20 protein-coding genes are annotated in these 23,136 nt (G+C 63.8%); 18 read left to right on the top strand and 2 right to left on the bottom strand.

The window, feature by feature from the left end:
• Positions 1 to 210: hydroxyisourate hydrolase (locus EOA75_RS03450; protein WP_206516958.1), on the bottom strand; the 210-nt coding region annotated here is incomplete at its 3' end.
• 176 nt (positions 211 to 386) lie between these two features.
• Between EOA75_RS03450 and puuE the strand changes: the two genes are divergently transcribed.
• The 13 genes from puuE to EOA75_RS03385 all read left to right on the top strand — a co-directional run bounded on the left by puuE (position 387) and on the right by EOA75_RS03385 (position 14,926).
• Positions 387 to 1,811 (top strand): allantoinase PuuE, encoded by a 1,425-nt coding sequence (puuE, locus tag EOA75_RS03445; RefSeq protein ID WP_127323638.1) that lies wholly within the window; start codon positions 387 to 389, stop codon positions 1,809 to 1,811.
• A 10-nt stretch (positions 1,812 to 1,821) separates the two neighbouring features.
• Positions 1,822 to 2,682 carry a bifunctional allantoicase/(S)-ureidoglycine aminohydrolase gene (locus EOA75_RS03440; RefSeq protein ID WP_127323637.1) on the top strand — a complete coding sequence of 287 codons (861 nt, stop codon included), beginning with the start codon at positions 1,822 to 1,824 and terminating at the stop codon, positions 2,680 to 2,682.
• Positions 2,679 to 3,170 carry an ureidoglycolate lyase gene (locus tag EOA75_RS03435; protein ID WP_127323636.1) on the top strand — a complete coding sequence of 164 codons (492 nt, stop codon included), beginning with the start codon at positions 2,679 to 2,681 and terminating at the stop codon, positions 3,168 to 3,170. The genes EOA75_RS03440 and EOA75_RS03435 overlap by 4 nt, the downstream gene beginning before the upstream one ends.
• A 19-nt stretch (positions 3,171 to 3,189) precedes the next feature.
• On the top strand, positions 3,190 to 3,783 hold the full coding sequence (locus tag EOA75_RS03430) for a nucleoside deaminase (protein ID WP_127239732.1): 594 nt from the start codon (positions 3,190 to 3,192) through the stop codon (positions 3,781 to 3,783).
• Between the two features lie 83 nt (positions 3,784 to 3,866).
• The gene (locus EOA75_RS03425) at positions 3,867 to 5,852 is read left to right on the top strand and encodes a CocE/NonD family hydrolase (RefSeq protein WP_127323635.1); all 1,986 of its coding nucleotides are present in this window, start codon (positions 3,867 to 3,869) and stop codon (positions 5,850 to 5,852) included.
• 149 nt (positions 5,853 to 6,001) lie between these two features.
• Positions 6,002 to 7,588: an ABC transporter substrate-binding protein gene (locus EOA75_RS03420; RefSeq protein ID WP_067324106.1), complete on the top strand. Its 1,587-nt coding sequence runs from the start codon at positions 6,002 to 6,004 to the stop codon at positions 7,586 to 7,588.
• Between the two features lie 17 nt (positions 7,589 to 7,605).
• The gene (locus EOA75_RS03415) at positions 7,606 to 8,565 is read left to right on the top strand and encodes an ABC transporter permease (RefSeq protein WP_067324105.1); all 960 of its coding nucleotides are present in this window, start codon (positions 7,606 to 7,608) and stop codon (positions 8,563 to 8,565) included.
• Between the two features lie 11 nt (positions 8,566 to 8,576).
• Entirely contained in the window at positions 8,577 to 9,404 is an 828-nt protein-coding gene (locus EOA75_RS03410; protein ID WP_066995982.1) for an ABC transporter permease, read from the top strand.
• Positions 9,404 to 11,059 carry an ABC transporter ATP-binding protein gene (locus EOA75_RS03405; protein WP_067324103.1) on the top strand — a complete coding sequence of 552 codons (1,656 nt, stop codon included), beginning with the start codon at positions 9,404 to 9,406 and terminating at the stop codon, positions 11,057 to 11,059. The genes EOA75_RS03410 and EOA75_RS03405 overlap by 1 nt, the downstream gene beginning before the upstream one ends.
• 91 nt (positions 11,060 to 11,150) lie before the next feature.
• Positions 11,151 to 11,990 (top strand): alkaline phosphatase family protein, encoded by an 840-nt coding sequence (locus EOA75_RS03400; RefSeq protein WP_127323634.1) that lies wholly within the window; start codon positions 11,151 to 11,153, stop codon positions 11,988 to 11,990.
• A gap of 272 nt (positions 11,991 to 12,262) precedes the next feature.
• Positions 12,263 to 12,829, top strand: coding sequence for a sigma-70 family RNA polymerase sigma factor (locus EOA75_RS03395; RefSeq protein ID WP_067324697.1), 567 nt, complete (start codon positions 12,263 to 12,265; stop codon positions 12,827 to 12,829).
• Positions 12,826 to 13,494: an anti-sigma factor gene (locus EOA75_RS03390; protein WP_127323633.1), complete on the top strand. Its 669-nt coding sequence runs from the start codon at positions 12,826 to 12,828 to the stop codon at positions 13,492 to 13,494. The genes EOA75_RS03395 and EOA75_RS03390 overlap by 4 nt, the downstream gene beginning before the upstream one ends.
• Positions 13,484 to 14,926, top strand: a complete 1,443-nt coding sequence (locus tag EOA75_RS03385) for a S8 family serine peptidase (protein WP_127217089.1) — start codon at positions 13,484 to 13,486, stop codon at positions 14,924 to 14,926. The genes EOA75_RS03390 and EOA75_RS03385 overlap by 11 nt, the downstream gene beginning before the upstream one ends.
• 229 nt (positions 14,927 to 15,155) lie before the next feature.
• On the opposite strand, the gene EOA75_RS03380 is transcribed toward EOA75_RS03385, so the two are convergent.
• A complete protein-coding gene (locus EOA75_RS03380; protein ID WP_067324096.1) occupies positions 15,156 to 16,178 on the bottom strand; it encodes a substrate-binding domain-containing protein in 1,023 nt (340 codons plus the stop codon).
• Between the two features lie 361 nt (positions 16,179 to 16,539).
• Between EOA75_RS03380 and EOA75_RS03375 the strand changes: the two genes are divergently transcribed.
• The 5 genes from EOA75_RS03375 to ugpC all read left to right on the top strand — a co-directional run bounded on the left by EOA75_RS03375 (position 16,540) and on the right by ugpC (position 23,054).
• Positions 16,540 to 17,895 (top strand): ABC transporter substrate-binding protein, encoded by a 1,356-nt coding sequence (locus tag EOA75_RS03375; protein ID WP_066996009.1) that lies wholly within the window; start codon positions 16,540 to 16,542, stop codon positions 17,893 to 17,895.
• A gap of 175 nt (positions 17,896 to 18,070) precedes the next feature.
• On the top strand, positions 18,071 to 19,084 hold the full coding sequence (locus EOA75_RS03370) for a sugar ABC transporter permease (RefSeq protein WP_127323632.1): 1,014 nt from the start codon (positions 18,071 to 18,073) through the stop codon (positions 19,082 to 19,084).
• 1 nt (position 19,085) lies between these two features.
• Positions 19,086 to 20,240 (top strand): carbohydrate ABC transporter permease, encoded by a 1,155-nt coding sequence (locus EOA75_RS03365; RefSeq protein ID WP_067324093.1) that lies wholly within the window; start codon positions 19,086 to 19,088, stop codon positions 20,238 to 20,240.
• Between the two features lie 4 nt (positions 20,241 to 20,244).
• The gene (locus EOA75_RS03360; protein WP_127217278.1) at positions 20,245 to 21,909 is read left to right on the top strand and encodes an alpha-glucosidase; all 1,665 of its coding nucleotides are present in this window, start codon (positions 20,245 to 20,247) and stop codon (positions 21,907 to 21,909) included.
• 32 nt (positions 21,910 to 21,941) lie between these two features.
• A complete protein-coding gene (gene ugpC, locus EOA75_RS03355) occupies positions 21,942 to 23,054 on the top strand; it encodes a sn-glycerol-3-phosphate ABC transporter ATP-binding protein UgpC (protein WP_066996021.1) in 1,113 nt (370 codons plus the stop codon).
• Positions 23,055 to 23,136 lie beyond the last annotated feature (82 nt).

The raw sequence follows: 23,136 nt of genomic DNA, 5'->3' as shown, positions 1-23,136 counted from the left end.
CTCGTACTCGCCGGTGCGGAAGTCGGCGCCGGCAAGCAACGGCGCGTCGCAGCGGCCGTCGTCGTTGGTGGTGACGGTCTTCAAATGCGTGCGGGCCTGGCCTTCGAGGCGGAAAAGCCCGATCGAGAGGCCCTTTGCCGGCCTCCCGGTCGCGGTATCGAGGACATGGGTCGTCAGACGCCCGCCATCGGCTTTCGACGTTTCTGCCACTGGCCGCCTCCCATCCCAAGTAGTCGAACGTTTTCAGGTCAATTGTGCGCCAATTAAAGGCGATGCATAAGCCCCGGTCGAGCGGAGTGCGGCAAAAAGCACTTTCAAAAATTTTCGGGGGAATGCACGAGCACTCCTTTCGATATCTTCATCTCAACATTCGGGCAGGAGCGATCATGCGTTACGAACGGGACATGCGCGGTTACGGAGCCAATCCGCCGGACCCCAAATGGCCCGGCGGCGCCTATGTCGCGGTGCAGTTCGTCGTCAATTACGAGGAAGGCGGCGAGAACTGCGTGCTGCACGGCGACAAGGCCTCCGAAGCCTTCCTCTCCGAGATCGTCGGCGCCGCCCCCTGGCTCGGCCAGCGCCACTGGAACATGGAATCGATCTATGAATACGGCGCCCGCGCCGGCTTCTGGCGGCTCTACCGGCTGTTCACGGAAGCTGAGGTGCCGGTGACCTGCTACGGCGTCGCCACGGCGCTGGCACGCTCCCCCGATCAGGTCGCGGCGATGCAGGAGGCCGGCTGGGAGATCGCCTCGCACGGGCTGAAATGGATCGACTACCGCGACCATAGCGCGGAGGACGAGCGACGCGACCTCGAAGAGACGATCCGTCTGCATTACGAAGTGACCGGCGCGCGGCCGACCGGCTGGTACACCGGCCGCACTTCGGTCAACACGGTGCGACTCGTCGCCGAGGAAGGCGGCTTCGATTACGTCTCCGACACCTATGACGACGAATTGCCCTACTGGTTCGACCGGGATGGTTTGGAGAAGCCGCAGCTCATCATCCCCTATACGCTCGACGCCAACGACATGCGCTTCGCCACGCCGCAGGGCTTCAATTCGGGCGACCAGTTCTTCGCCTATCTGAAGGACAGTTTCGACACGCTCTATGCGGAGGGCAAGGCGGGGCGGCCGCGCATGATGAACATCGGCCTGCATTGCCGGCTGGTTGGCCGTCCGGGCCGCGTGGCGGCGCTGAAGCGCTTCGTCGACTATGTGAAGTCGCATGACAGGGTGTGGCTGACCCGGCGCATCGATATCGCAAAGCACTGGCGCGAGACGCACCCCTACCAGGCGCCGGCGCTGCGCCCGTCTCGGATGGAATTCGAGGAATTCGTGCCTGCCTTCGGCGGGGTGTTCGAGCATTCGCCGTGGATCGCCGAGCGGGCCTACGAACTGGAGCTCGGCCCGGCCCATGACAGCGCCGGCGGCCTGCACAACGCGCTCTGCCGCGTCTTCCGCGCGGCGACCGAGGCCGAGCGGCTTTCTGTGCTCAACGCCCATCCCGACCTTGCCGGCAAGCTGGCGGCGGCCAAGCGGCTGACGCCGGAATCAGCCAAAGAACAGGCCTCCGCCGGGCTCGACGCGCTGACCGACAAGGAGCGCGAGCTGTTTTCGAAGCTCAACGCCGCCTATGTCACGACCTTCGGCTTTCCCTTCATCATCGCGGTCAAGGGCAAGACGAAGGACCAGATCCTGGCGGAGTTCGAGGCTCGCATCGGCAACAGCCGCAGCAATGAATTCGACACCGCGTGCAAACAAGTCGAGCGCATCGCGCTGCTTCGGCTGAAAGACATGCTTCCAAAATAGGCTTCAACACATGGACAGGATGAACATGGCCGAGCGAACCTATTACGCGCCGCATGGCGGCCATCCCGGTCAGCACGAGCTGTTGACCGGCCGCGCTGTCTTCACCGAAGCCTATGCGGTGATCCCCAAGGGCGTGATGCAGGACATCGTCACCAGCCCGCTGCCGTTCTGGGACAAGACAAGGGCCTGGATCATCGCAAGACCGCTTTCGGGCTTCGCCGAGACCTTTTCGCAGTACATCGTCGAGGTCCTGCCCGGCGGCGGCAGCGACCGACCTGAGCTCGACGCCGAAGCCGAGGGCGTGCTGTTCGTGGTCGAGGGCGAGCTTACGGTCTCGCTTGCCGGCAAGAACCATGTGCTTCGCCCAGGCGGCTTCGCCTTCCTGCCGCCGGGCAGCGGCTGGACGGTGCGCAATGAGAGCAGCGGTGCGGTCCGCTTCCACTGGGTCCGCAAGGCCTATGAGGCGGTCGACGGCCTCGACGTTCCGGAAGCCTTCTTCAGCAGCGACAAGGAGGTCGAGCCGAGCCCGATGCCCGGCACGGGAGGCCACTGGGCGACGACGCGCTTCGTCGACCCGGCCGACATGCGCCACGATATGCATGTCACCATCGTCACGCTCAAACCCGGCGCGGTCATCCCCTTCGCCGAGACCCATGTCATGGAGCATGGGCTCTATGTGCTCGAAGGCAAGGCAGTCTATCGCCTCAATCAGGACTGGGTCGAGGTCGAGGCCGGCGACTTCATGTGGCTGCGCGCCTTTTGCCCGCAGGCCTGCTACGCCGGCGGTCCCGGGAATTTCCGCTACCTGCTATACAAGGACGTCAACCGGCACGCCAAGCTTGGCGGCGCCCTTGGGGCTCGCGCGCGGTGACCCAAATCGTGGCCCAGCCGCTGACACGCGAAAACTTCGCGCCGTTTGGCGACGTGATCGATATGGGCGGCGAGAACTGCTACCCGATCAATGGCGGCAAGGCGATGCGCTACCACGATCTCGCCACCGCCGAGGCCACCGGGCCGAATGCCAAGGTGCTGATCTCGATGGTGCGCGGCACCCCCTACGAGATGCCGCTGAAACTGACCATGGTCGAGCGCCATCCGCTCGGCAGCCAGGCCTTCATTCCGTTGTCGCCGCGGCCGTTCCTGGTTGTCGTCTGCCATGACACTCAGGACGGCCCAGGCGAGCCGCACGCCTTCATCACCGCGCCCGGGCAGGGCATCAACTACCGGCGCAACCTCTGGCACGGCGTGCTGACGCCGATCGGCGAGGAACAGGACTTCCTCATCGTCGACCGCGGCGGCGACGGCGCCAACCTCGAAGAGTGCCATTTCTCGCACCCTTACGAGATCCATCTTCCCTGAAAGCTGCCAGTTTTCCCCGATGACAGACATTTCGCTGATCGACCGCCTGCTCGACGTTATCGAGCACGATATCGTGCCGAAGACCGCTGAAGGCGTTGCCCATGGCAACAAACTCTTCGGCGCCGCCATCCTGCGGAAAGACGACCGCTCGCTGGTGATTGCCGAAACCAACAACGAGATCGAAAATCCGCTCTGGCATGGCGAAATGCACTGCCTGAAGCGATTTTACGAAATGCCAAAAGCCGAGCGCGTCGACACCAGGGATGCACTGTTCCTGGCCACGCACGAGCCCTGCTCGCTGTGCCTGTCGGCGATCACCTGGACCGGCTTCGACAATTTCTACTACCTCTTCAGCCACGAGGACTCGCGCGACAGCTTCGCCATCCCGCATGACCTGAAGATCCTGAAGGAGGTCTTCACACTCGATCCCGGCGGCTACAACGCCGAGAACGCCTATTGGAAGAGCTTTTCCATACGCCGGCTGGTGCGCGCTTTGCCCGAGGCGGAACGCAGGCGGCTGGAGGCGCGCATTGCCAAGATCTCCGCACGCTATGACGCGCTGTCCGGCACATACCAGGCGAGCAAGGCCGACAACGACATTCCGCTGAACTGACGCTTTGAACTGACGCTTATTGACCAGCCGATTTCGCCGGCTGGCCCACGACGCCTCGGCGACGGTTCCATCATGTGCCTTGCATGAAAACCGTCACAGAATTCCCTCGCAAGGTCGTCGAATTTCCCGATATGGGCATCGTCATGCCGGATGGCTGCCGGCTGTCGGCGCGCATATGGATGCCTGAGGATGCCGGCGACAACCCGGTGCCGGCGGTCCTCGAGCATTTGCCCTACCGCAAGCGCGACGGCACCATCTTCCGCGATCAGCTGACGCATCCCTATTTCGCCGGACACGGCTATGCCTCGATCCGCGTCGACATGCGCGGCAACGGTGATTCCGAAGGGCTGATGGACGACGAATATTCCGAGCAGGAATTGCAGGACGCCTGCGACGTCATCGCCTGGGCGGCCGCGCAGCCCTGGTGCAACGGCAATGTCGGCATGATGGGCATATCCTGGGGCGGCTTCAATTGCCTGCAGGTCGCGGCAAAGCAGCCGCCTGCGCTGAAGGCGGTGATCAGCCTGTGCTCGACCGTCGACCGCTATGCCGACGACATCCACTACAAGGGCGGCTGCCTGCTGCTTGAGAATTTCGGCTGGGCCTCGACGATGCTCTCCTATTCGTCGCGGCCGCCGGATCCGGAAATCGCCGGCGGCAACCGCTGGCGCGATCTGTGGCTGAGCCGGCTGGAGAACCAGGCTTTTCTCGCGCCGCTTTGGCTCAGCCACCAGCATCGCGATGCCTACTGGAAACGCGGCTCGATCTGCGAGGACTTTTCGGCCGTTAAGGCGGCAGTGCTGTCGATCGGCGGTTGGCATGACGGCTACCGCAACACGATCTCCAATCTGGTCACCAACATCCAGGCGCCGGTGAAGGGCATCGTCGGCCCCTGGATCCACAAATATCCGCATTACGCGGCACCCAATCCGGCCATCGGTTTCCTGCAGGAGGCGCTGCGCTGGTGGGACCGCTGGCTGAAGAGCGCGGCGACCGGCGTCGAGGCCGACCCGGACTACCGCGCCTATGTGATGGACAGCGTGCGTCCGGCCCGCTGGCATCCCGAACGGCCAGGCCGCTGGGTTGCGGAACAGCAATGGCCCTCGCCCGACATCAAGATGAAGGCAACCGAGCTCATTCCCGAAGGCGCCGGGCCGGCAATCGTCGCCTCGCCGCAAAGTTGCGGGCTTGCGGGCGGCGAGTATTTTCCCTTCACCTTCGGTCCGGAACTGCCGGGCGACCAGCGCCCCGACGACGCGCTTTCGGTATGCTTCGACCAGGTCGAACTCGAGGAGGCGATCGACATCGTCGGCGCGCCTGAAGTCGAAGTACGGGTTGCCTCGGACCGCCGCCAGGCCAACCTCGCGGTGCGTCTCTGCGACGTGCATCCGGACGGCGCCTCGGAGCTGATCTCCTATGGCGTGCTCAACCTCACCCACCGCAACTCGCACGAGTTCCCGGAAGCGCTGGTGCCAGGCGAGACGGTTTCGGCACGCGTCGTGCTCGACCAGTGCGCCTACCGGGTGCCGGCCGGCCACCTGCTGCGGGTCGCCGTCTCGACGGCCTACTGGCCGATGATCTGGCCGTCGCCGGAGCCGGCGACGCTCGAACTGTCGGCCGCGACGCTCAAGCTGCCGCTGCGTCCGCCGGCGACGGCCGACGAGGTGTCGTTTCCCGAACCGGAAGGGGCTACGCCCTGGGCGACCGAGACGATCAGGCCGACCAATTCCGAACGGCATATTGACCGCAACGAAAAGACCGGCGTCGTCACGCTTGCCGTAACGGACGATTTCGGCGAGGTGCGCGACCTGGAGCACGGGCTGGTCCACGGCAGCATGGTCCGGGAGACATGGGCGATCCAACCCGACGATCCGCTGTCGGCGACGGGCAGCACGCATTGGACGCAGACATTGTCGCGAAATGAATGGTCGGTGCGGACCGAGACCTTCGCTGAGATGCGCTCGGACGCGCAAGACTTCATCCTCAACGCCAGAATCGAGGCCTATGAGGGCGAAAAGCTGGTGTTTGAACGCGATTTCAAACAGACGATTCCCCGCGCTCTCGTGTGAGCGCTTACAAGATTGGTCCAAATGCGACGCGCCATTTACGCCACGGCATGTCGCATTCGGTCTTGCTTACAGCTTTCCGTTGCGCTCATTATCCCTCACAAGAACAAGAACCGACCACATGGTCGTACCATCAGAGTGAGGAACCCATAATGACAAACGAACTCGACTATCTCAGCCGGCGCGTCGCTGCCGGAAAGCTCAGCCGCCGCGACTTCCTTGGCCGCGCCGCCGCGCTCGGCGTCACCGCGCCCTTCGCCAACTCGCTGCTTTCGAGCGCTGCCCGGGCTGCCGGCCCCGTCAAGGGCGGCACGTTGAAGGCCGGCCTGGTCGGCGGTGAATCCACCAACAGCCTCGACCCGGCGCTGATGATGACCCAGGTGCCCTTCGCCTTCGGCAAGTGCTGGGGCGAAATGATCGTCGAACTGTCGCCCGACGGCAAGCTCGAGAACCGCATCGCCGAGGAAATCGGCTCTTCCGACGACGCCAAGGTCTGGACGCTCAAGATCCGCGACGGCATCGAATTCCACAACGGCAAGACGGTGACCGCCCAGGACGTGGCCGCCACGCTGGAGCGCCATTCGGACGAGAAGTCGAAGTCCGGCGCGCTCGGCTACATGAAGGGCATCGAGACCATCAAGGTTAACGGTAAGGAAGTGGTCCTGACCCTGAAGGAAGCCAACGCCGACCTTCCCTATCTGCTCAGCGACTATCACCTGATCGTGCAGCCGAATGGCGGCAAGGACAAACCCGATGCCGGCATCAGCGCCGGCCCTTACAAGGTCAAGGTCAACGAGCCCGGCGTGCGCCATGTCGGCGAACGCTTCGCCAACTACTGGCAGGGCGACAAGATGGGCCATGCCGACCAGGTCGAAGTCGTCGTCATCAACGACGCGACGGCGCGCACGGCGGCCCTGCAGGGCGGTCAGGTCAACATGATCAACCGCGTCGAGCCGAAGATCGTCGACCTGATCAAGCGCGTGCGGGGCGTCACCATCCGCAACCACTCCGGTCCCGGCCACTACGTGTTCATCATGCATTGCAACACGGCGCCGTTCGACAACAACGACCTCAGGATGGCGCTGAAGCTGGCGATCAACCGCGAAGAGATGCTGAACAAGGTGCTGCGCGGCTACGGCTCGCTCGGCAACGACTTCCCGATCAACGCCTCCTACCCGCTGTTCACAGAGATCGAGCAGCGCAAATACGATCCCGACAAGGCCAAGTTCCACTACAAGAAGTCGGGTCACGACGGCGCCGTGCTGCTCAGGACGTCGGACGTCGCCTTCCCCGGCGCGGTCGATGCCGCGCAGCTCTATCAGCAGAGCGCGGCCAAGGCCGGCATCAAGCTGGAAATCAAGCGCGAGCCCGGCGACGGCTACTGGAACGAAGTCTGGAACAAGCAGCCCTTCTGCGCTTCCTATTGGGGCGGCCGCTCGACGCAGGACCAAATGTACTCGACCGCCTACCTGTCGAGCGCCGACTGGAACGACACGCGGTTCAAGCGGCCGGACTTCGACAAGATGGTGCTGGCGGCGCGCGCCGAGCTCGACGAGGCCAAGCGCAAGCAGATGTACCATGACATGGCTGTGATGGTGCGTGACGAGGGCGGCTTGATCCTGCCGATGTTCAACCAGTTCATCGACGCAACTGGTCCCAAGGTCGGTGGCTGGGTGGACGATCCGCATCAGGAGCTGATGAACGGCTACGCCTTGGCGAAGTGCTGGATGGAAGCCTAAGGTCCGGCCTTGCGGAGATGTCCTCACCCGTCGTGAAACTGGTGGCCCAGCGCGTTGCGCTGGGCATCCTCCTTCTGCTGGCCGTTTCGGTCCTGATCTTCGCCGGCACGCAGATCCTGCCCGGCGACGTCGCCCAAGCCATCCTCGGACAATCGGCGACGCCGGAGTCGCTCGCCAATCTGCGCGAACAGCTCGGGCTCAATCAGCCTGCCTATATCCGCTACTTCCACTGGCTGGGCGGCGTGCTCACCGGCGATCTCGGCACTGCCATGTCGAGCGGCCAGGACATCGCGACATCGATCAAGGAACGGCTGTGGAACACCTTGTTCCTGGCCTTCTGGGCGGCAATCGTGGCCATTCCGCTGGCGATCACGCTTGGCCTGATCGCGGTGCGCTACCGCAATGGCTGGGTCGACAAGATGATCTCCGGCGTGGCGCTCGCCTCGACCTCGTTCCCCGAATTCTTCATCGGCTACCTGCTGGTCTTCTACTTCGCGGTCGAGCATCAATGGTTCCCAGCCATCTCGACCGTCTATGACGGAATGTCGTTAGGCGAGCGGTTGCAGGCGATCGCGCTGCCGGCGGCGGCGCTGACGCTGGTGGTGCTGGCCCACATGATGCGCATGACGCGAGCGGCCATCCTCAACGTCATGCAATCGGCCTATGTCGAGACGGCGGAACTCAAGGGGCTTTCGGCTTTCGCGGTCATCCGCAAGCATGCCTTCCCGAACGCGATCGCGCCGATCATCAATGTCGTCATGCTGAACCTCGCCTATCTCGTGGTCGGCGTCGTCGTGGTCGAGGTGATCTTCGTCTATCCGGGCATGGGGCAATATCTCGTCGACCATGTCACCAAGCGTGACGTTCCCGTCGTCCAGGCGGTCGGCCTGATCTTTGCGGCCGTCTATATCGCGCTCAACATCATCGCGGACATTGCGGCGATCGTCGCCAATCCGCGGCTCAGGCATCCGAAGTAGGGGGCGCCGGTATGCTCGATATCAGACGCACTCCTGTCGCGGCGCTGATCGGCATTGTGCTGACGACGCTGTTCGTGCTGGCGGCGGTCTTGGCGCCATGGATCGCCCCGCACGGCAATGCCGAGATCGTCAGCGACGTCCCTTGGGAACCGATGTCATCGGTGCACCTGTTGGGCACCGACAATCTCGGCCGCGATCTCCTGTCCCGCATGATCTATGGCGCCCGCATCACGCTGTTCATCGCCGTGCTGGCCACCGCGCTGTCCTTTTCGCTCGGCGCCATTCTGGGCTTTTCGGCGGCGGTGTTCGGCGGCTGGTTCGACACGATGCTGTCGCGCCTCGTCGACCTGCTGATGTCGATCCCGACGCTGATCATGGGCCTGGTCGTCCTGTCGGTGCTGCCGTCCAACCTGGTGACGCTGATCCTGGTGATGGGCATCCTCGATTCGACCCGCGTCTACCGCTTGTCGCGCGCGGTGGCGGTCGACATCAACGTCATGGACTATGTCGAGGCCGCGAAACTGCGCGGCGAAGGCAGCGGCTGGATCATTTTCCGCGAGATTCTGCCGAACGCGCTGTCGCCCCTGGTCTCGGAACTCGGCCTGCGCTTCATCTATGCGGTGCTTTTCCTGTCGACGCTCTCCTTCCTCGGCCTCGGCGTGCAGCCGCCGGACGCCGACTGGGGCGGCATGGTGAAGGAGAACAAGGACGGCATCGTCTTCGGCATCCCGGCGGCGCTCATCCCGGCGGCGGCGATCGCGGCTCTGGCGATCTCGGTCAATCTTGTCGCCGACTGGGTGCTCAACCGCACGACCAGCCTGAAGGGAGGGCGCGGGTGATGGCTGACAGCAAAGCAAACTCCGGCCGACTCCTCGACATCCGCAATCTGCGCATCGAGGCGACCGTCTACCCGCCCGGCGAGGCGCCGAAAACCATCACCCTTGTCCATGATGTCTCGCTGACGCTGGAGAAGGGCAAGGTGCTCGGCTTGATCGGCGAATCCGGCGCCGGCAAGTCGACGATCGGCCTGTCCTCCATGGGCTATGGCCGGGGCGGCGTGCGCATTACCGGCGGCGAGGTGATCCTCAACGGCCGCGATATACTGAAGGGCGGCAAGGAGGGCTTGCGCAAGCTGCGCGGCCGCGAAGTGTGCTATGTCGCCCAGTCGGCGGCGGCGGCCTTCAATCCGGCGCACCGGCTGATGGACCAGGTGGTGGAGGCGACGCTTCTGCACGGCACGGCAACCCGGGCCGAGGCCGAAAAGCGAGCCGTCGCGCTGTTCAAGAAGCTCAGCCTGCCCAATCCGGAAACGATCGGTGAGCGCTTCCCCCACCAGGTCTCCGGCGGCCAGTTGCAGCGCGTCATGACGGCGATGGCGCTTTGCTCCGAGCCCGACCTGATCGTCTTCGACGAGCCGACCACGGCGCTCGACGTGACGACGCAGATCGACGTGCTGGCGGCGATCAAGGACGCCATCCGCGATACCCATGTGGCGGCTTTATACATCACCCACGACCTCGCCGTGGTGGCGCAGGTAGCGGACGAGATCATGGTGCTGCGCCATGGCCGGCTGGTCGAATGGGGCGGTACTCGCCAGATCATCAAGGAGCCGCGCCAGGAATATACCAACGCGCTGGTCTCGGTGCATGAGATCGAGCACAACGAACAGCAGCCCGGCACCACACCGATGCTCTCGGTGAAGAACGTGACGGCCGCCTATGGCGGCGGTCTCGTCAAGGTGCTGAAGAATGTCTCGGTCGACATCTACCCGGGCCAGACGCTGGCCGTCGTCGGCGAGAGCGGTTCCGGCAAATCGACGCTGGCGCGCGCCATCACCGGCCTCCTGCCGCCCGAGCAGGGCAGCGTCTTCTTCGACGGCCGAACGCTTGGCAACAGGCTCGCCGACCGGCCGAAGGAGGATCTGCGCCAGCTGCAGATGATCTACCAGATGGCCGATGTCGCGATGAACCCGCGCCAGACCGTGGGAACGATCATCGGCCGGCCGCTCGAGTTCTATTTCGGCATAAGGGGCCGCGAGCGCGACAAGCGCGTCGCCGAGCTGCTCGACCAGATCGAGATGGGCAAGGGCTTCATCGACCGCTATCCGGCCGAGCTTTCCGGCGGCCAGAAGCAGCGCGTCTGCATCGCCCGTTCGCTCGCCGCCAAGCCGAAGCTGATCATCTGCGACGAGGTGACCTCGGCGCTCGATCCGCTGGTCGCCCACGGCATCCTCAAGCTGCTGCTCAACCTGCAGCAGATCGAGAAAGTGGCCTATCTCTTCATCACCCACGATCTCGCGACAGTGAAGTCGATCGCCGATTCGATCGCGGTCATGTATCGCGGCGAGGTCGTTCGCTACGGCTCCAAGAGCAAGGTGCTGGCGCCGCCCTTCGATGCCTACACCGACCTTCTATTGTCCTCCGTCCCCGAAATGGAGATCGGCTGGCTGGAGAAGGCGATCGCCGGCCGGCGCATGGAAAGCGCCGGCAACTAAGCTGGCTTGCTCTTCTCTGCGCTTCTGGGACTTGGCCGGGTCGGTCTAGCCCTCGATGCTGATCTCTCCCGTAAGACCGCATGGAATTCCCGTGGCGCTTAAATCCAAATTGCTGCTCATCATCCTTGACGGCGTGCCCTACCGGAACTGGCGCCGGCTCATGGGCAATCTCGAAGGCTGGGTACAATCGGGTGAGGCGCAAGTGTGGAGAATGCGCTCCGTGCTGCCGTCAACATCGGCCTGCTGCTACGCCTCGATCCATACCGGGGTCACGCCGCAGGTTCATGGCATCCTCTCCAACGAGAACCGGTTCCGGGTCAGGCAGCCCGATATCTTCTCGGAGGTCAGCAAGGCGGGCGGCAGGACCGGGGCGGTGACGCATTCCTACTGGTCGGAATTCTTCCGCTCCCATCCATTCGATCTCGTCGAGGACATGGAATTCGACGAGCCTGGCGGGCCGATCACGCATGGCCGCTTCCACACCATGACCGGCTACAATCTCAAGAACCAGATGACGCCGAGCGATGTCGACCTGTTCGCGACATTGACCATGCTTGCCCGCCGCCACGGCATCGACTACGGCATCCTGCACAGCTGCACGCTGGACTCGATGGGCCATCGCTTCGGCCACAACTGCCACGAGATGGATCATGCCTGCTACGCGATGGACGGTATGCTCGCCGCCTTCCTGCCCGGCTGGCGCGAAGCCGGCTATGAAGTCATCGTCACCGCCGATCACGGCCAGACGGACCGCGGCCATCACGGCGGGCATGACGACGAGATGCAGGATTTCGCGCTCTACTATTTCGGGCCGGCGAAGGGTCCAGAAGCCGACGCGCTGCTCGACCAGCTGCAGCTCGCGCCGACGGTGCTGAGCCGGCTCGGCGTGGAGGTGCCGGCGACGATGAAGGGGAAGGTGTTTTTGATTTAGCTTCCCCTTCTCCCCTTGTGGGAGAAGGTGTCGCCAAAGGCGACGAATGAGGGGTGTTTCAGTGAACGCCAACGTCTCACTCCGCTGGAACACCCCTCAACCCGTCTCGGCGCTCCGCGCCGATCTACTTTCTCCCACAAGGGGAGAAGGGGGCGCCACCTCTGGCAACGCTCATCTTCTTCGGTTAGCTTCCGAAAATTCCCTGGCGGAGGATGAACCTTTTTGGACCGACCAGCGACAGAGCCACGAGGAGCCAGGCGGCTCGACCGGCCATGAACGCGGCGACCGAAACCGATCGCGCGCTTGTAGACCGGGTCGCGAAGGGCGACCGGGCCGCCGTGCGGCTCCTGTTCATGCGTCACCACGCGCGGATCTACCGTTTCGTGGCGCGCCAGACGGGATCGGAAATGATGGCCGACGATATCACCAACGAGGTTTTTCTCGAGCTGTGGCGCCAAGCGCCGAGCTTCGAAGGCCGCTCCGAAGTCTCGACCTGGCTGCTCGGCATCGCCCGCTTCAAGGCACTGTCCTTGCTGCGCAAGAAGAAGGAAGACTGGATCGACGACGATGACGCGGCGCAGGTTCCCGACAGCGCCGACACGCCGGAAGTGGTCACCATGAAGGAAGACAAGGCCGCCGCCTTGCGCCGCTTTGTCGATGCCTTGCCGGAGGAACACCGCACGGTGATCGACCTTGCCTATTACCATGGCCAGTCGGTGACCGAGATCGGCGAGGTGCTCAACATCCCGGTTGCCACTGTCAAGACCAGGATGTTCTACGCCCGCAAGAAACTCGGCGAGGCCCTCAAGGCGGCCGGTTACGACAGGGGGTGGCCATGAGCGCCGCTGAAAAGATGTCGCGCCGCGACGAGATGGAGACGTTGCTGCCGTTTTACCTCAACGGTTCGCTGGAAGGCGCAGAACTCGAAGCCGTCGAGGAATGGCTGGCCTCCGATCCTGCGGCGATGGCCGCGCTCGGCGAGGCGGAAGCCGAATTCTCCGGCACCGCCGCCGCCAACGAAGCGATCCGACCGCCGGCCGACGCGCTCTCCCGCTTTGCAAGGGCGCTCGACGCCGAGGCCGGTCCGGCGCGAGCGCCCCCCGGCCAGTCATGGCTGGCGAAGGTCTTCGGCCGGGTCACGGCAATCCCCTCGGGCGTCGCCTGGGCGGCGGCCGCGGCGCTGCTTGCGCTGGTCGTGGCGCAGTCTTTCGAGCGGCCGGGCGGCAAGCGCAACGACTTTGAAATCGCCGGCGCTCAGGATGATCTGCCAAACCTGCCCTTCGCCCTGGTCAAGTTCAAGCCGGATGCCAGGATGTCGGACATCGCCGCCTTCCTTGGGCAGAACGGGCTGAAGATCGCCGGCGGGCCGACCGCCGACGATGTGTTTCACGTGACAATCCCGGCCAGCACGGCGGCCGACTACGACAAGCTCGTCGGCCTTATTGCCGCCCAGCCTTTCGCGGAAGCTGTGGTGCAGGGAAGGAAACCGGTCGATGGCGGCTAAGGCGGTCGTTCTTCATGCGGCAATCCTCGCGGCGACATTTGTAGGCGCTCCCGCCGTGGCGCAGACCAACGATCCGAACCTCTCGCAAAAGCAGATCGACTGCCTCAACCGGACGACGGCGGCCGGCGCTGACTGCGACGAGGACGGCGTCAGGAATGGCGGCGGGAAATCCGGCGCGGGCAATGCCGCCGTTGGCGCTGTGTTCCTGCCGGCGCTGATCGTCGACCTGTTCCCGAATCCGCCGGCACGGCCGACGCCTGCGCCAACGCAGCCGGCGCCTCCAAAGAGTCCAACAAGCACAGCGGCGCCCGCTCCGCCGCCAAGCGGCCCCATCACATCGCCTACCGGGCTCAATGTCGTCGCGCCGCCGCGTGCGGTCAGTGGCGAGTTCGTGCCCGACGAGGTGCTGGTGACGGTCGCCGGCGATGCCGGCGCGGTGCAGCAGATCGCCACCACCTTCGGCCTTCAGGTGCGCTCGCAGCGCCAGTCGCGGCTGCTCGGCACAACGCTGGTGCGCTACGGCATTCCGGACGGACGGCCGGTCGGCGTCGTGCTGGCGCAGCTTGCCGCCGACGGGCGCACGCAGCGGCGTGAGCCCAACCACATCTATTCGCTGCAGCAGGCCGCCGGCATCGTGAACTATGCCTTCGAGCGCATCGCGCTCGATTCGAAACAGGCGAGCGGCGAGAACGTGCGCGTCGCCGTCATCGACACCGGCATCGACGATACCAACCCAGCGCTGAAAGGCGTGATCGCCGGCCAGTTCGACGCCATGCCGAACGTGCCGATCAAGAAGCGCGACCACGGCACCTCCGTCGACGGGCTGATCGCCGGCGTCGGCGCGCTGGAAGGCATGGCGCCGGGCGCCAAGATCTATCACGCACGGGCCTTCGAGGGCGGCAAGTCGAGTATGGACGTCATCCTGTCGGCGCTCGACTGGGCGGCTGAACAGGACGTGCGCATCATCAATATGAGCTTCGTCGGGCCGAAGAACGACCTCCTCGGCACCGCCTGCCGCAATGCGCGCGCGCTCGGCATGGTGCTGGTCGCAGCGGCCGGCAACAACGGGCCGAAAGCGCCTTATGGCTATCCGGCAGCCTTCGACGGGGTCATCGCGGTCACCGCGACCGACGCCAAGGACGGGCTGATGCCGCAAGCCAATCGCGGCGCCTATGTCTTCCTCTCGGCGCCGGGCGTTGAGATGGTTGCGCCGAGCGGCACCGGCTCGGACGTGGTGACCGGCACCTCCTTCGCCGCCGCGATCGTCTCAGGCGCGATCGCCAACCTGATCCATGCCGCGCCCGACCGCTCGGCCGATGAGATCGAGAAGGCGCTGGCGGCCACGGCCAAGGATCTCGGCCCGAAGGGGCGGGACAATGACTTCGGCTATGGGCTGTTGGATATAAAAGCAGCTGGGGCTGCGAAGAAATAGGCTCCCGAAAATCTGTGGCGCCGGCGGGACAGCACCCCCCTCTGGCCTGCCGGCCATCTCCCCCGCAAGGGGGGAGATCAGCAGTTTCAGCGGCGACCCCGCTCCTCAAAGTCGAGTATTGGCGAATACGGCTGCGACGTCCAATCTCCCCCCTTGCGGGGGAGATGTCCGGCAGGACAGAGGGGGGTGCGACGGAACTCAACGCGTCTCGTCTGTCGGAACACGATCCCTACACCGGCGCGCCGGCCACCGATCCCCGCACGACCAGATCGACCGGCCAGACCTCGCCGCGCGCGCCCTCTTCCAGCCCTGATATGCGCGCCGCCAGCCGCTCGGCAACACGCGCGCCGGCAAGGCGGATCGAGGAGCGGGTGGTCGAGAGCGGCACCGGGAAATTCTCCGGCCGCAGCCAGGGAAAGACGTCGTCATGGGCGACCAGCGACAGATCGCCCGGAATGGTCAGGCCGAGATCGCGCACGGCGCGGACGACGCCGAGCGCCATGATGAGACTGGAGCAGACGATCGCCGTCGGGGCTCCGCTTTCTTCGAGCAGGCGGCGGGCGGCGCGATAGCCATTTTCCTCGGTCATGGTCGTGGAACAGATGTGGCGCTCGCCCAGTGTCAGTCCGCTGGCGGCAAGCGCCCGGCGCACGCCGCGCTCGCGATGGATGGCGAAGGTCTCGCGGTCATCGCCGTTGATCAGCGCCAGCCGCTTGTGGCCGAGCTGGACGAGAAGCCTGGCCGCTTCGTGGAAGGCGCCCTCGTTGTCGATATCGAGATAGGGATAGTCGAACTCAAAGCCCTCGCTGCGGCCATGGACGATGAAGGGGATGCCCAGTGTGTTGACCAGCGCCAGCCGCCGGTCGGCCGGGCGTGGCGAGGAAATGTAGACGGCGTCGACCTGCCGGTTGGCGACGATGCGCCGATAGGTCGTCTCCTGGTCGTCGGCGTCGGCCGGCGAGAGCACCAGATCGAGCTCGTGCGAGCGGGCATAGTCGCCGAGACCCGAAAGAAACTCGACGAAATGCGGATCGATGTCGACGGCGTTGCCGGTCGGCAGCACATAGCCGATCATTCCCGATTTGCCGGTGGCCAGCCGCCTCGCGCTGGGGTTCGGCCGGTAGCCGTGGCGCTTAGCGGCATCCATCACGCGACGCCGCGTCTCCTCGCTGACCTCCGGGTAGCCGTTCAGCGCCCGGCTTACCGTGGTTTGCGAAAGCGACAGCATGTGCGAGAGTTGCTTGAGGTTCATCGAGGCCTCCAGCCTCAAAGCGCTTTCAATTTGAATCGATCCGAGGATCGCTGGCACCGTCGTCGGAACGTCATGACCTTAGGGGCCGCCACAGGCAGTTTGAAGCCGAAATTGCTGCTGCAGCGCCGAAAAAGCTTGCTGCATTGCACTTTTTCCTTCACTCGCAAGCGGGTTTAAATCGATTAGCACGGCCGACCTCTTGACTTCCGCATGATTCAATGGCGAGATCAGATTTAGCCAAAGCGCTTTGGAAGACTCTTCGAAAGGTTGCGGTTGCCTTCTCGCTGAGTCACAGTTCCGTGGGCGTCGGCGGACGAGATGGAGGTTTCGTCCGAACTGTCTCAACACTGGGAGGACTGCCATGAAGAAAATGCTTCTCTTGGGTGCTGCGTTCGCTGCGCTCACCCTTGGCCTGCCGGCACATGCCGAACTGAAATTCAAGCCGGGCGAGGATTCGAAGTTTCATTGGGCGAATTACGACGATCTCAAGAAGGTCGACCTCAAGGGCGAAACGCTGACCATCTTCGGTCCGTGGCGCGGCGAGGACGAGACGCTCGTGCGTTCGGTGCTCGACTATTTCTCCGAGGCGACGGGAGCGGAGGTCAAATACTCCTCGTCCGAGAATTATGAGCAGCAGATCGTCATCGACACACAGGCCGGCAGCCCGCCCAACATCGCCATCCTGCCACAGCCGGGACTGATCCAGGATCTCGCTTCCAAGGGTGTGCTGACCCCGCTGGGCGACGACGTCGCCGCCTGGATCAAGGAAAATTATGCCGCCGGCGACTCCTGGGCCAAGCTCGGCACCTATACGGGCAAGGACGGCAAGCCGGGCTTCTATGCCTTTCCCTACAAGATCGACGTGAAAGGTCTGGTCTGGTACTCGCCAGATAATTTCGAGGAGGCAGGCTACAAAGTTCCGAAGACTCAGGAGGAACTGGCCGATCTCGAAAAGAAGATCATTGCCGACGGCGGCAAGCCCTGGTGCATCGGCCTGGGTTCTGGCGGCGCCACCGGCTGGCCGGCGACCGACTGGGTCGAGGACATCATGCTGCGCACCCAGCCGCCGGAAGTCTACGACAAATGGGTGAAGAACGAGATTCCCTTCACCGATCCGGCCGTGGTCAACGCCCTCGACATCTTCGGCAAGATCGCAACCGACGACAAGATGGTCGACGGCGGTGCCAAGGCAGTCGCCGCAACCGACTTCCGCGACAGCCCGAAGGGCCTCTTTACGGTGCCGCCGAAGTGCTACATGCACCATCAGGCATCGTTCATTCCTTCGTTCTTCCCGGAGAATGTGAAGCTCGGCCAGGATGCGGACTTCTTCCCCTACCCGCCCTATGCCTCGAAGCCGGAACTGGGCACGCCGCTGGAAGTGGCCGGAACGCTGGTGATGATCACCAAGGATTCCAAGGCTTCGCGTGAGTTCATCAAGTTCCTCGAGATGCCGCTCGCGCATGAATTGTGGATGGCGCAGAAGAGCTTCGTCACGCCCTTCAAAGGAGCCAACAAGGACGCCTATGGCAGCGACGCGCTGAAGAAGCAGGGCGAGATCCTGGTCGGGGCCACCACGGTGCGTTTCGACGGCTCGGACCTGATGCCCGGCAAGGTCGGCGCAGGCTCCTTCTGGACCGGCATGATCGACCTGGTCGGCGGCAAGTCCGCCCAGGACGTCGCCGCCGATATCCAGAAGAGCTGGGATGCCATCAAGTAAGCAGAGAGGCCGCCGCGCGCGACCCGAGACTTTCCTCATCCTCCTACTGGATCCGGGCTACGGCCCGGGTCCGACCGGCAACGCACGCCGGAAGCCTTCGCGTTCCGAATAACTGAAAGTCGGCGCATGCGGCTGCCAGCCTTGGCCGGCCGGTCATGCCCAGGGAGAGGGACCCATGGCGGCTCAGATTTTCTCGGCCATATTCGTCATCATCATCGGCGTCGGCGGCTGTGTCGCGTATTTCTGGGGCGCCAACAAGCTGCTCGATTTCATCTTTCCGTCGCGCGGCGTCTCCGGCAGCGCCGCCGTCGACAATCTGCGCCGGCAAGGGCTGGTGCGGCCATGGCTGTTCGTCGGGCCGGCGATGATCATCCTGACCATCTATCTGATCTATCCGGTGATCGAGACGCTGCGGCTCTCTTTTCTCGACCGCGGCGGCGAGCATTTCGTCGGCCTCGCCAACTACCAATGGGCGTTCAGCGACCAGGATTTCCGCAACTCGATTTTCAACAACATCCTATGGCTGGCGGTGGTGCCGGCGGCCTGCACCTTCCTCGGCCTGATCATCGCCGTGCTCACCGACAAGATCTGGTGGGGGACGATCGCCAAGAGCCTGATCTTCTTGCCGCTGGCGATCTCTTTCGTCGGCGCCAGCGTGATCTGGAAATTCATCTACGAGTATCGCGGCGAGGGGCAGGTGCAGATCGGCCTGCTCAACGCCATCATCCAGTATTTCGGCGGCCAGCCGCAGGTCTGGATATCGCTGCCGTTCTGGAACAATTTCTTCCTGATGGTGATCCTGATCTGGATCCAGACAGGGTTCGCCATGGTGATCCTGTCGTCGGCCTTGCGCGGCATTCCGGAAGAGACGCTGGAGGCGGCCGTCATCGACGGCGCCAACCCGTTCCAGATCTTCTGGAAGATCATGGTGCCGCAGATCTGGGGGACGATCGCAGTTGTCTGGACCACCATCACCATCCTGGTGCTGAAAGTGTTCGACATCGTGCTGACCATGACCAACGGCCAATGGAACAGCCAGGTGCTCGCCAATCTGATGTTCGACTGGATGTTCCGCGGCGGCGGCGATTTCGGCCGCGGTGCCACGATCGCCATCATCATCATGATCGCGGTCATCCCGATCATGGTCTGGAACATTCGCCAGGCCAACAAAGAGACGGGAGGACACTGAGATGGCTGCGACCCGCGGAAAGTCCTTTGTCGGCCGATTCGGCGTTCATCTCGCCGTGCTGGTCTTCGTCGTCATCTGGACCATCCCGACACTCGGCATCCTCGTGTCGTCGCTGCGCGACAAGGACCAGATCATCGCGTCGGGTTGGTGGAACTCCTTCTCAAGCTCCAGCCAGACCGAGGCTGGGCGTCTGCCGGCTGCGTCCGCACAAACCCAGAAGGACGGCAAATACGTCATCGAAGGCAACGTCTTCGGCGACGGCGCCAAGCGTGCGATCAGCGCCTTCGGCACCAAGGCGGCGGCGCCGACACAATACAAGGCCGGCACGGCTGCCGATCTCGGCGATGGGGTGTCGCTGCAGGTCAACGCCGACGGCACGTTCGTGCTGTCTTCGCCGAAGCCCTTCGAAGGCGATCGCGGCCAGCGTGTCTATTATGCCTCCTCGGCGCCGCCGAAATTCACCACGGAAAACTACGAGAACGTGCTTCTGTCGCAAGGTATCGGCCGCTCCTTCATGAACTCGCTGACCGTGACCATTCCGGCGACGGTGATCCCGATCCTGATCGCGGCCTTCGCCGCCTATGCGTTGGCCTGGATGCGCTTTCCCGGAAGGGCGCTGCTGATTGCGGTGATCATCGGCCTGCTCGTGGTGCCGCTGCAGATGTCGCTGATCCCGCTGCTCAAGCTCTACAACGGCGTCGGGACCTTCTTCGGTGTGCCGTCGAAAACCTATCTCGGCATCTGGCTGGCGCATACCGGCTTCGGCCTGCCCTTCGCCATCTACCTGCTTAGAAGCTATATCGCCGGCCTGCCGCGCGAGATCATGGAATCGGCACGGATCGACGGCGCCAGCGATTTCGAGATCTTCGTCAAGATCGTGCTGCCGCTGTCATTCCCGGTGCTTGCCTCCTTCGCCATCTTTCAATTCCTGTGGGTGTGGAACGATCTGTTGGTGGCGATGGTTTTCCTCGGCACGGCGCCCGACCAGATCGTGCTGACGGCGCAACTCAACGCGCTGCTCGGCTCGAGAGGCGGCAATTGGGAAATCCTCACGACATCGGCCTTCATCACCATCATCGTGCCGCTGATCGTGTTCTTCTCACTGCAGCGCTATTTCGTCCGCGGGCTGCTTGCCGGCTCGGTGAAAGGAGGTTGAGACAATGCAATCGGCTTTGAAGACGAGTTCGAGACCGGACCCCGCCGTAGACCGCGACTGGTGGCGGGGCGCGGTGATCTACCAGATCTATCCGCGCTCTTATCAGGACTCGAACGGCGACGGCATCGGCGACCTGCAAGGCATTGTCCGGCGGCTGCCCTACATCGCCTGGCTCGGCGTCGACGCCATCTGGATCTCGCCCTTCTTCAAATCGCCGATGAAGGATTTCGGCTACGACGTGTCGGACTATTGCGACGTCGATCCGATGTTCGGCACGCTGGCCGACTTCGACGCGCTGGTGGCGGAAGCCCATCGGTTGGGCCTCAAGGTGATGATCGACGAGGTGCTGTCGCACACCGCCGACATCCACCCCTGGTTCAATGAAAGCCGCTCCAGCCGGACCAATCCGAAAGCCGACTGGTATGTGTGGGCGGACGCCAAGCCCGACGGCACGCCGCCCAACAACTGGCTGTCGATCTTCGGCGGCTCGGCCTGGCAATGGGATACAAGCCGCCAGCAATATTACATGCATAATTTCCTGGCCGAGCAGCCCGATCTCAACTTCCACAACGCCGAGGTCCAGGACGCGCTGCTCAACATCACCCGCTTCTGGCTGGAGCGCGGCGTCGACGGCTTTCGGCTCGACACCATCAATTTCTACTTCCACAGCCTGGGGCTGGAGGACAACCCGCCGCTGCCGCCGGAAGAGCGCAACGACCAGACGGCGCCGGCCGTGAACCCCTACAATTACCAGGACCATATCTACGACAAGAGCCGGCCGGAGAATCTCGGTTTCCTTGAGCGCTTCCGCGCGCTGCTCGACGAATATCCGGCGCAAGCCGCCGTCGGCGAGGTCGGGGATTCGCAGCGCGGGCTGGAAGTGGTGGCCGCCTACACCGCCGACGGCAGGCGCGTTCACATGTGCTATTCCTTCGACTTCCTGGCACCGGAGAAGATCAGCGCCGCCAAGGTGCGGGCGGTACTGGAGGCTTTCGGCCGGGTCGCCAGCGACGGCTGGTCGTGCTGGGCCTTCTCCAATCATGACGTGATGCGCGTGGCCTCGCGCTGGGCCGCCAACGAAGCCGATCCGAGCGCCTATCTCAAGGTGATCTCGGCGCTTTTGATGTCGCTTCGCGGCTCGGTCTGCATCTATCAGGGCGAAGAGCTCGGCCTCGGCGAGGCGGAACTGAAATTCGAGGACCTGCAAGACCCCTACGGCATCCGTTTCTGGCCGGAATTCAAGGGCCGCGACGGCTGCCGCACGCCGATGGTGTGGGATGCGGCGGCCAAGAATGGCGGCTTCTCGACCGCCAAGCCCTGGCTGCCGGTGCCCGGCAAGCATCTGGCGCAAGCCGTGAATGTGCAGCAGGGCGATCCGGGCTCGCTGCTCGAGCATTACCGGCGCTTTCTCGCCTTCCGGCGTCAGCATCCGGCGCTGGGCAAGGGCGAAATCGACTTTATCGAAAGCGATGGCGACACCGTCGCCTTCACGCGCCGCGAAGGCAACGAGCGCATCGCCTGCGTCTTCAACCTCGGCAGCAAGCCGGCCGAAGTTGATCTCGGCAAGGGCTCGCTGCAGCCCTTGCCGGGACACGGCTTTTCGGGACAAGGTGGCACCGGGCCCATCCGCCTTGGCGGCTATGGTGCCTGGTTCGGGCGGATCGACTGAGTTGAGAACAGACAATCACTGGAGAGGAAACCATGGCCGATGTCACGCTGAACCAGGTGAAGAAATCATACGGCAACCTCAACATTCTCCACGGCATCGACCTCGACATCAAATCGGGCGAGTTCATCGTGTTCGTCGGGCCGTCGGGCTGCGGCAAGTCGACCTTGCTGAGGTCGATTGCCGGTCTCGAGGAAATCACCTCCGGCGTGCTCCAGATCGACGGCGAAGTTGTGAACGACGTGCCGCCTTCGAAGCGGGGCATCGCCATGGTGTTCCAGTCCTATGCGCTCTATCCGCATATGACCGTTTACGACAACATGGCCTTCTCGATGAAGATCGGTAAGGAAAGCAAGGCCGAGATCGACAAGCGCGTGCGCCAGGCGGCCGAGATCCTGCAGCTCACCAAGTATCTCGACCGCCTGCCCAAGGCGATGTCGGGCGGCCAGCGCCAGCGCGTCGCCATCGGCCGTGCCATTGTGCGCAATCCGAAGGTGTTCCTCTTCGACGAGCCGCTGTCGAATCTCGATGCGGCACTGCGCGTCGCCACCCGCATCGAGATCGCCAAGCTGAAAGAATCGATGCCGAACACGACGATGATCTACGTCACGCACGACCAGGTCGAGGCGATGACGCTGGCGGACCGCATCGTGGTGCTGAAGGAAGGCGTCGTCGAGCAGGTCGGCACGCCGATGGAGCTCTACAAGCGGCCGGGCAATCTCTTCGTCGCGCAGTTCATCGGATCGCCGGCCATGAACATATTGCCGGCGAAGATCGAGAAGGCCGGCAATCCGACCGTGGTCAGCCATGTCGGCGACCGCAAGGCGACGGTGCCGATCACAACGCCCGCTTCGGCGAACGGCGCGGCGGTGAGCTTCGGCGTGCGGCCCGAGGATCTCGCGATCGCGACCGGGACGGATTACCTGTTCGAAGGCAAGGTCGATTATATCGAGCAGCTCGGCGAGGTTCAGCTCGTCTATGTCGACATCGGCCGCGCCGATCTGCCGCTGGTGGCCAAACTGCCGGGAAATGTCGAGGTCAAGCGCGGCGAGACGCTGCGGCTCAATGCCGGCGCCGGGGATCTGCACATCTTCGACGCGGAGGGGCATTCCTTCACGCTGCATCGCGACGAGGCGAAGGCGGCCTGACGCGCGGTGCTGCCGTTTCGGCCAAGAGGCGCGTGACGGTCCGGCTAAAGAAAGAGCGGCGAGGTTTGCCCTCGCCGCTCCT

Source organism: Mesorhizobium sp. M1A.F.Ca.IN.022.07.1.1 (assembly GCF_003997575.1).
Classification (GTDB): Bacteria; Pseudomonadota; Alphaproteobacteria; order Rhizobiales; family Rhizobiaceae; genus Mesorhizobium.
This window is presented reverse-complemented; position numbering and strand designations above follow the sequence as displayed.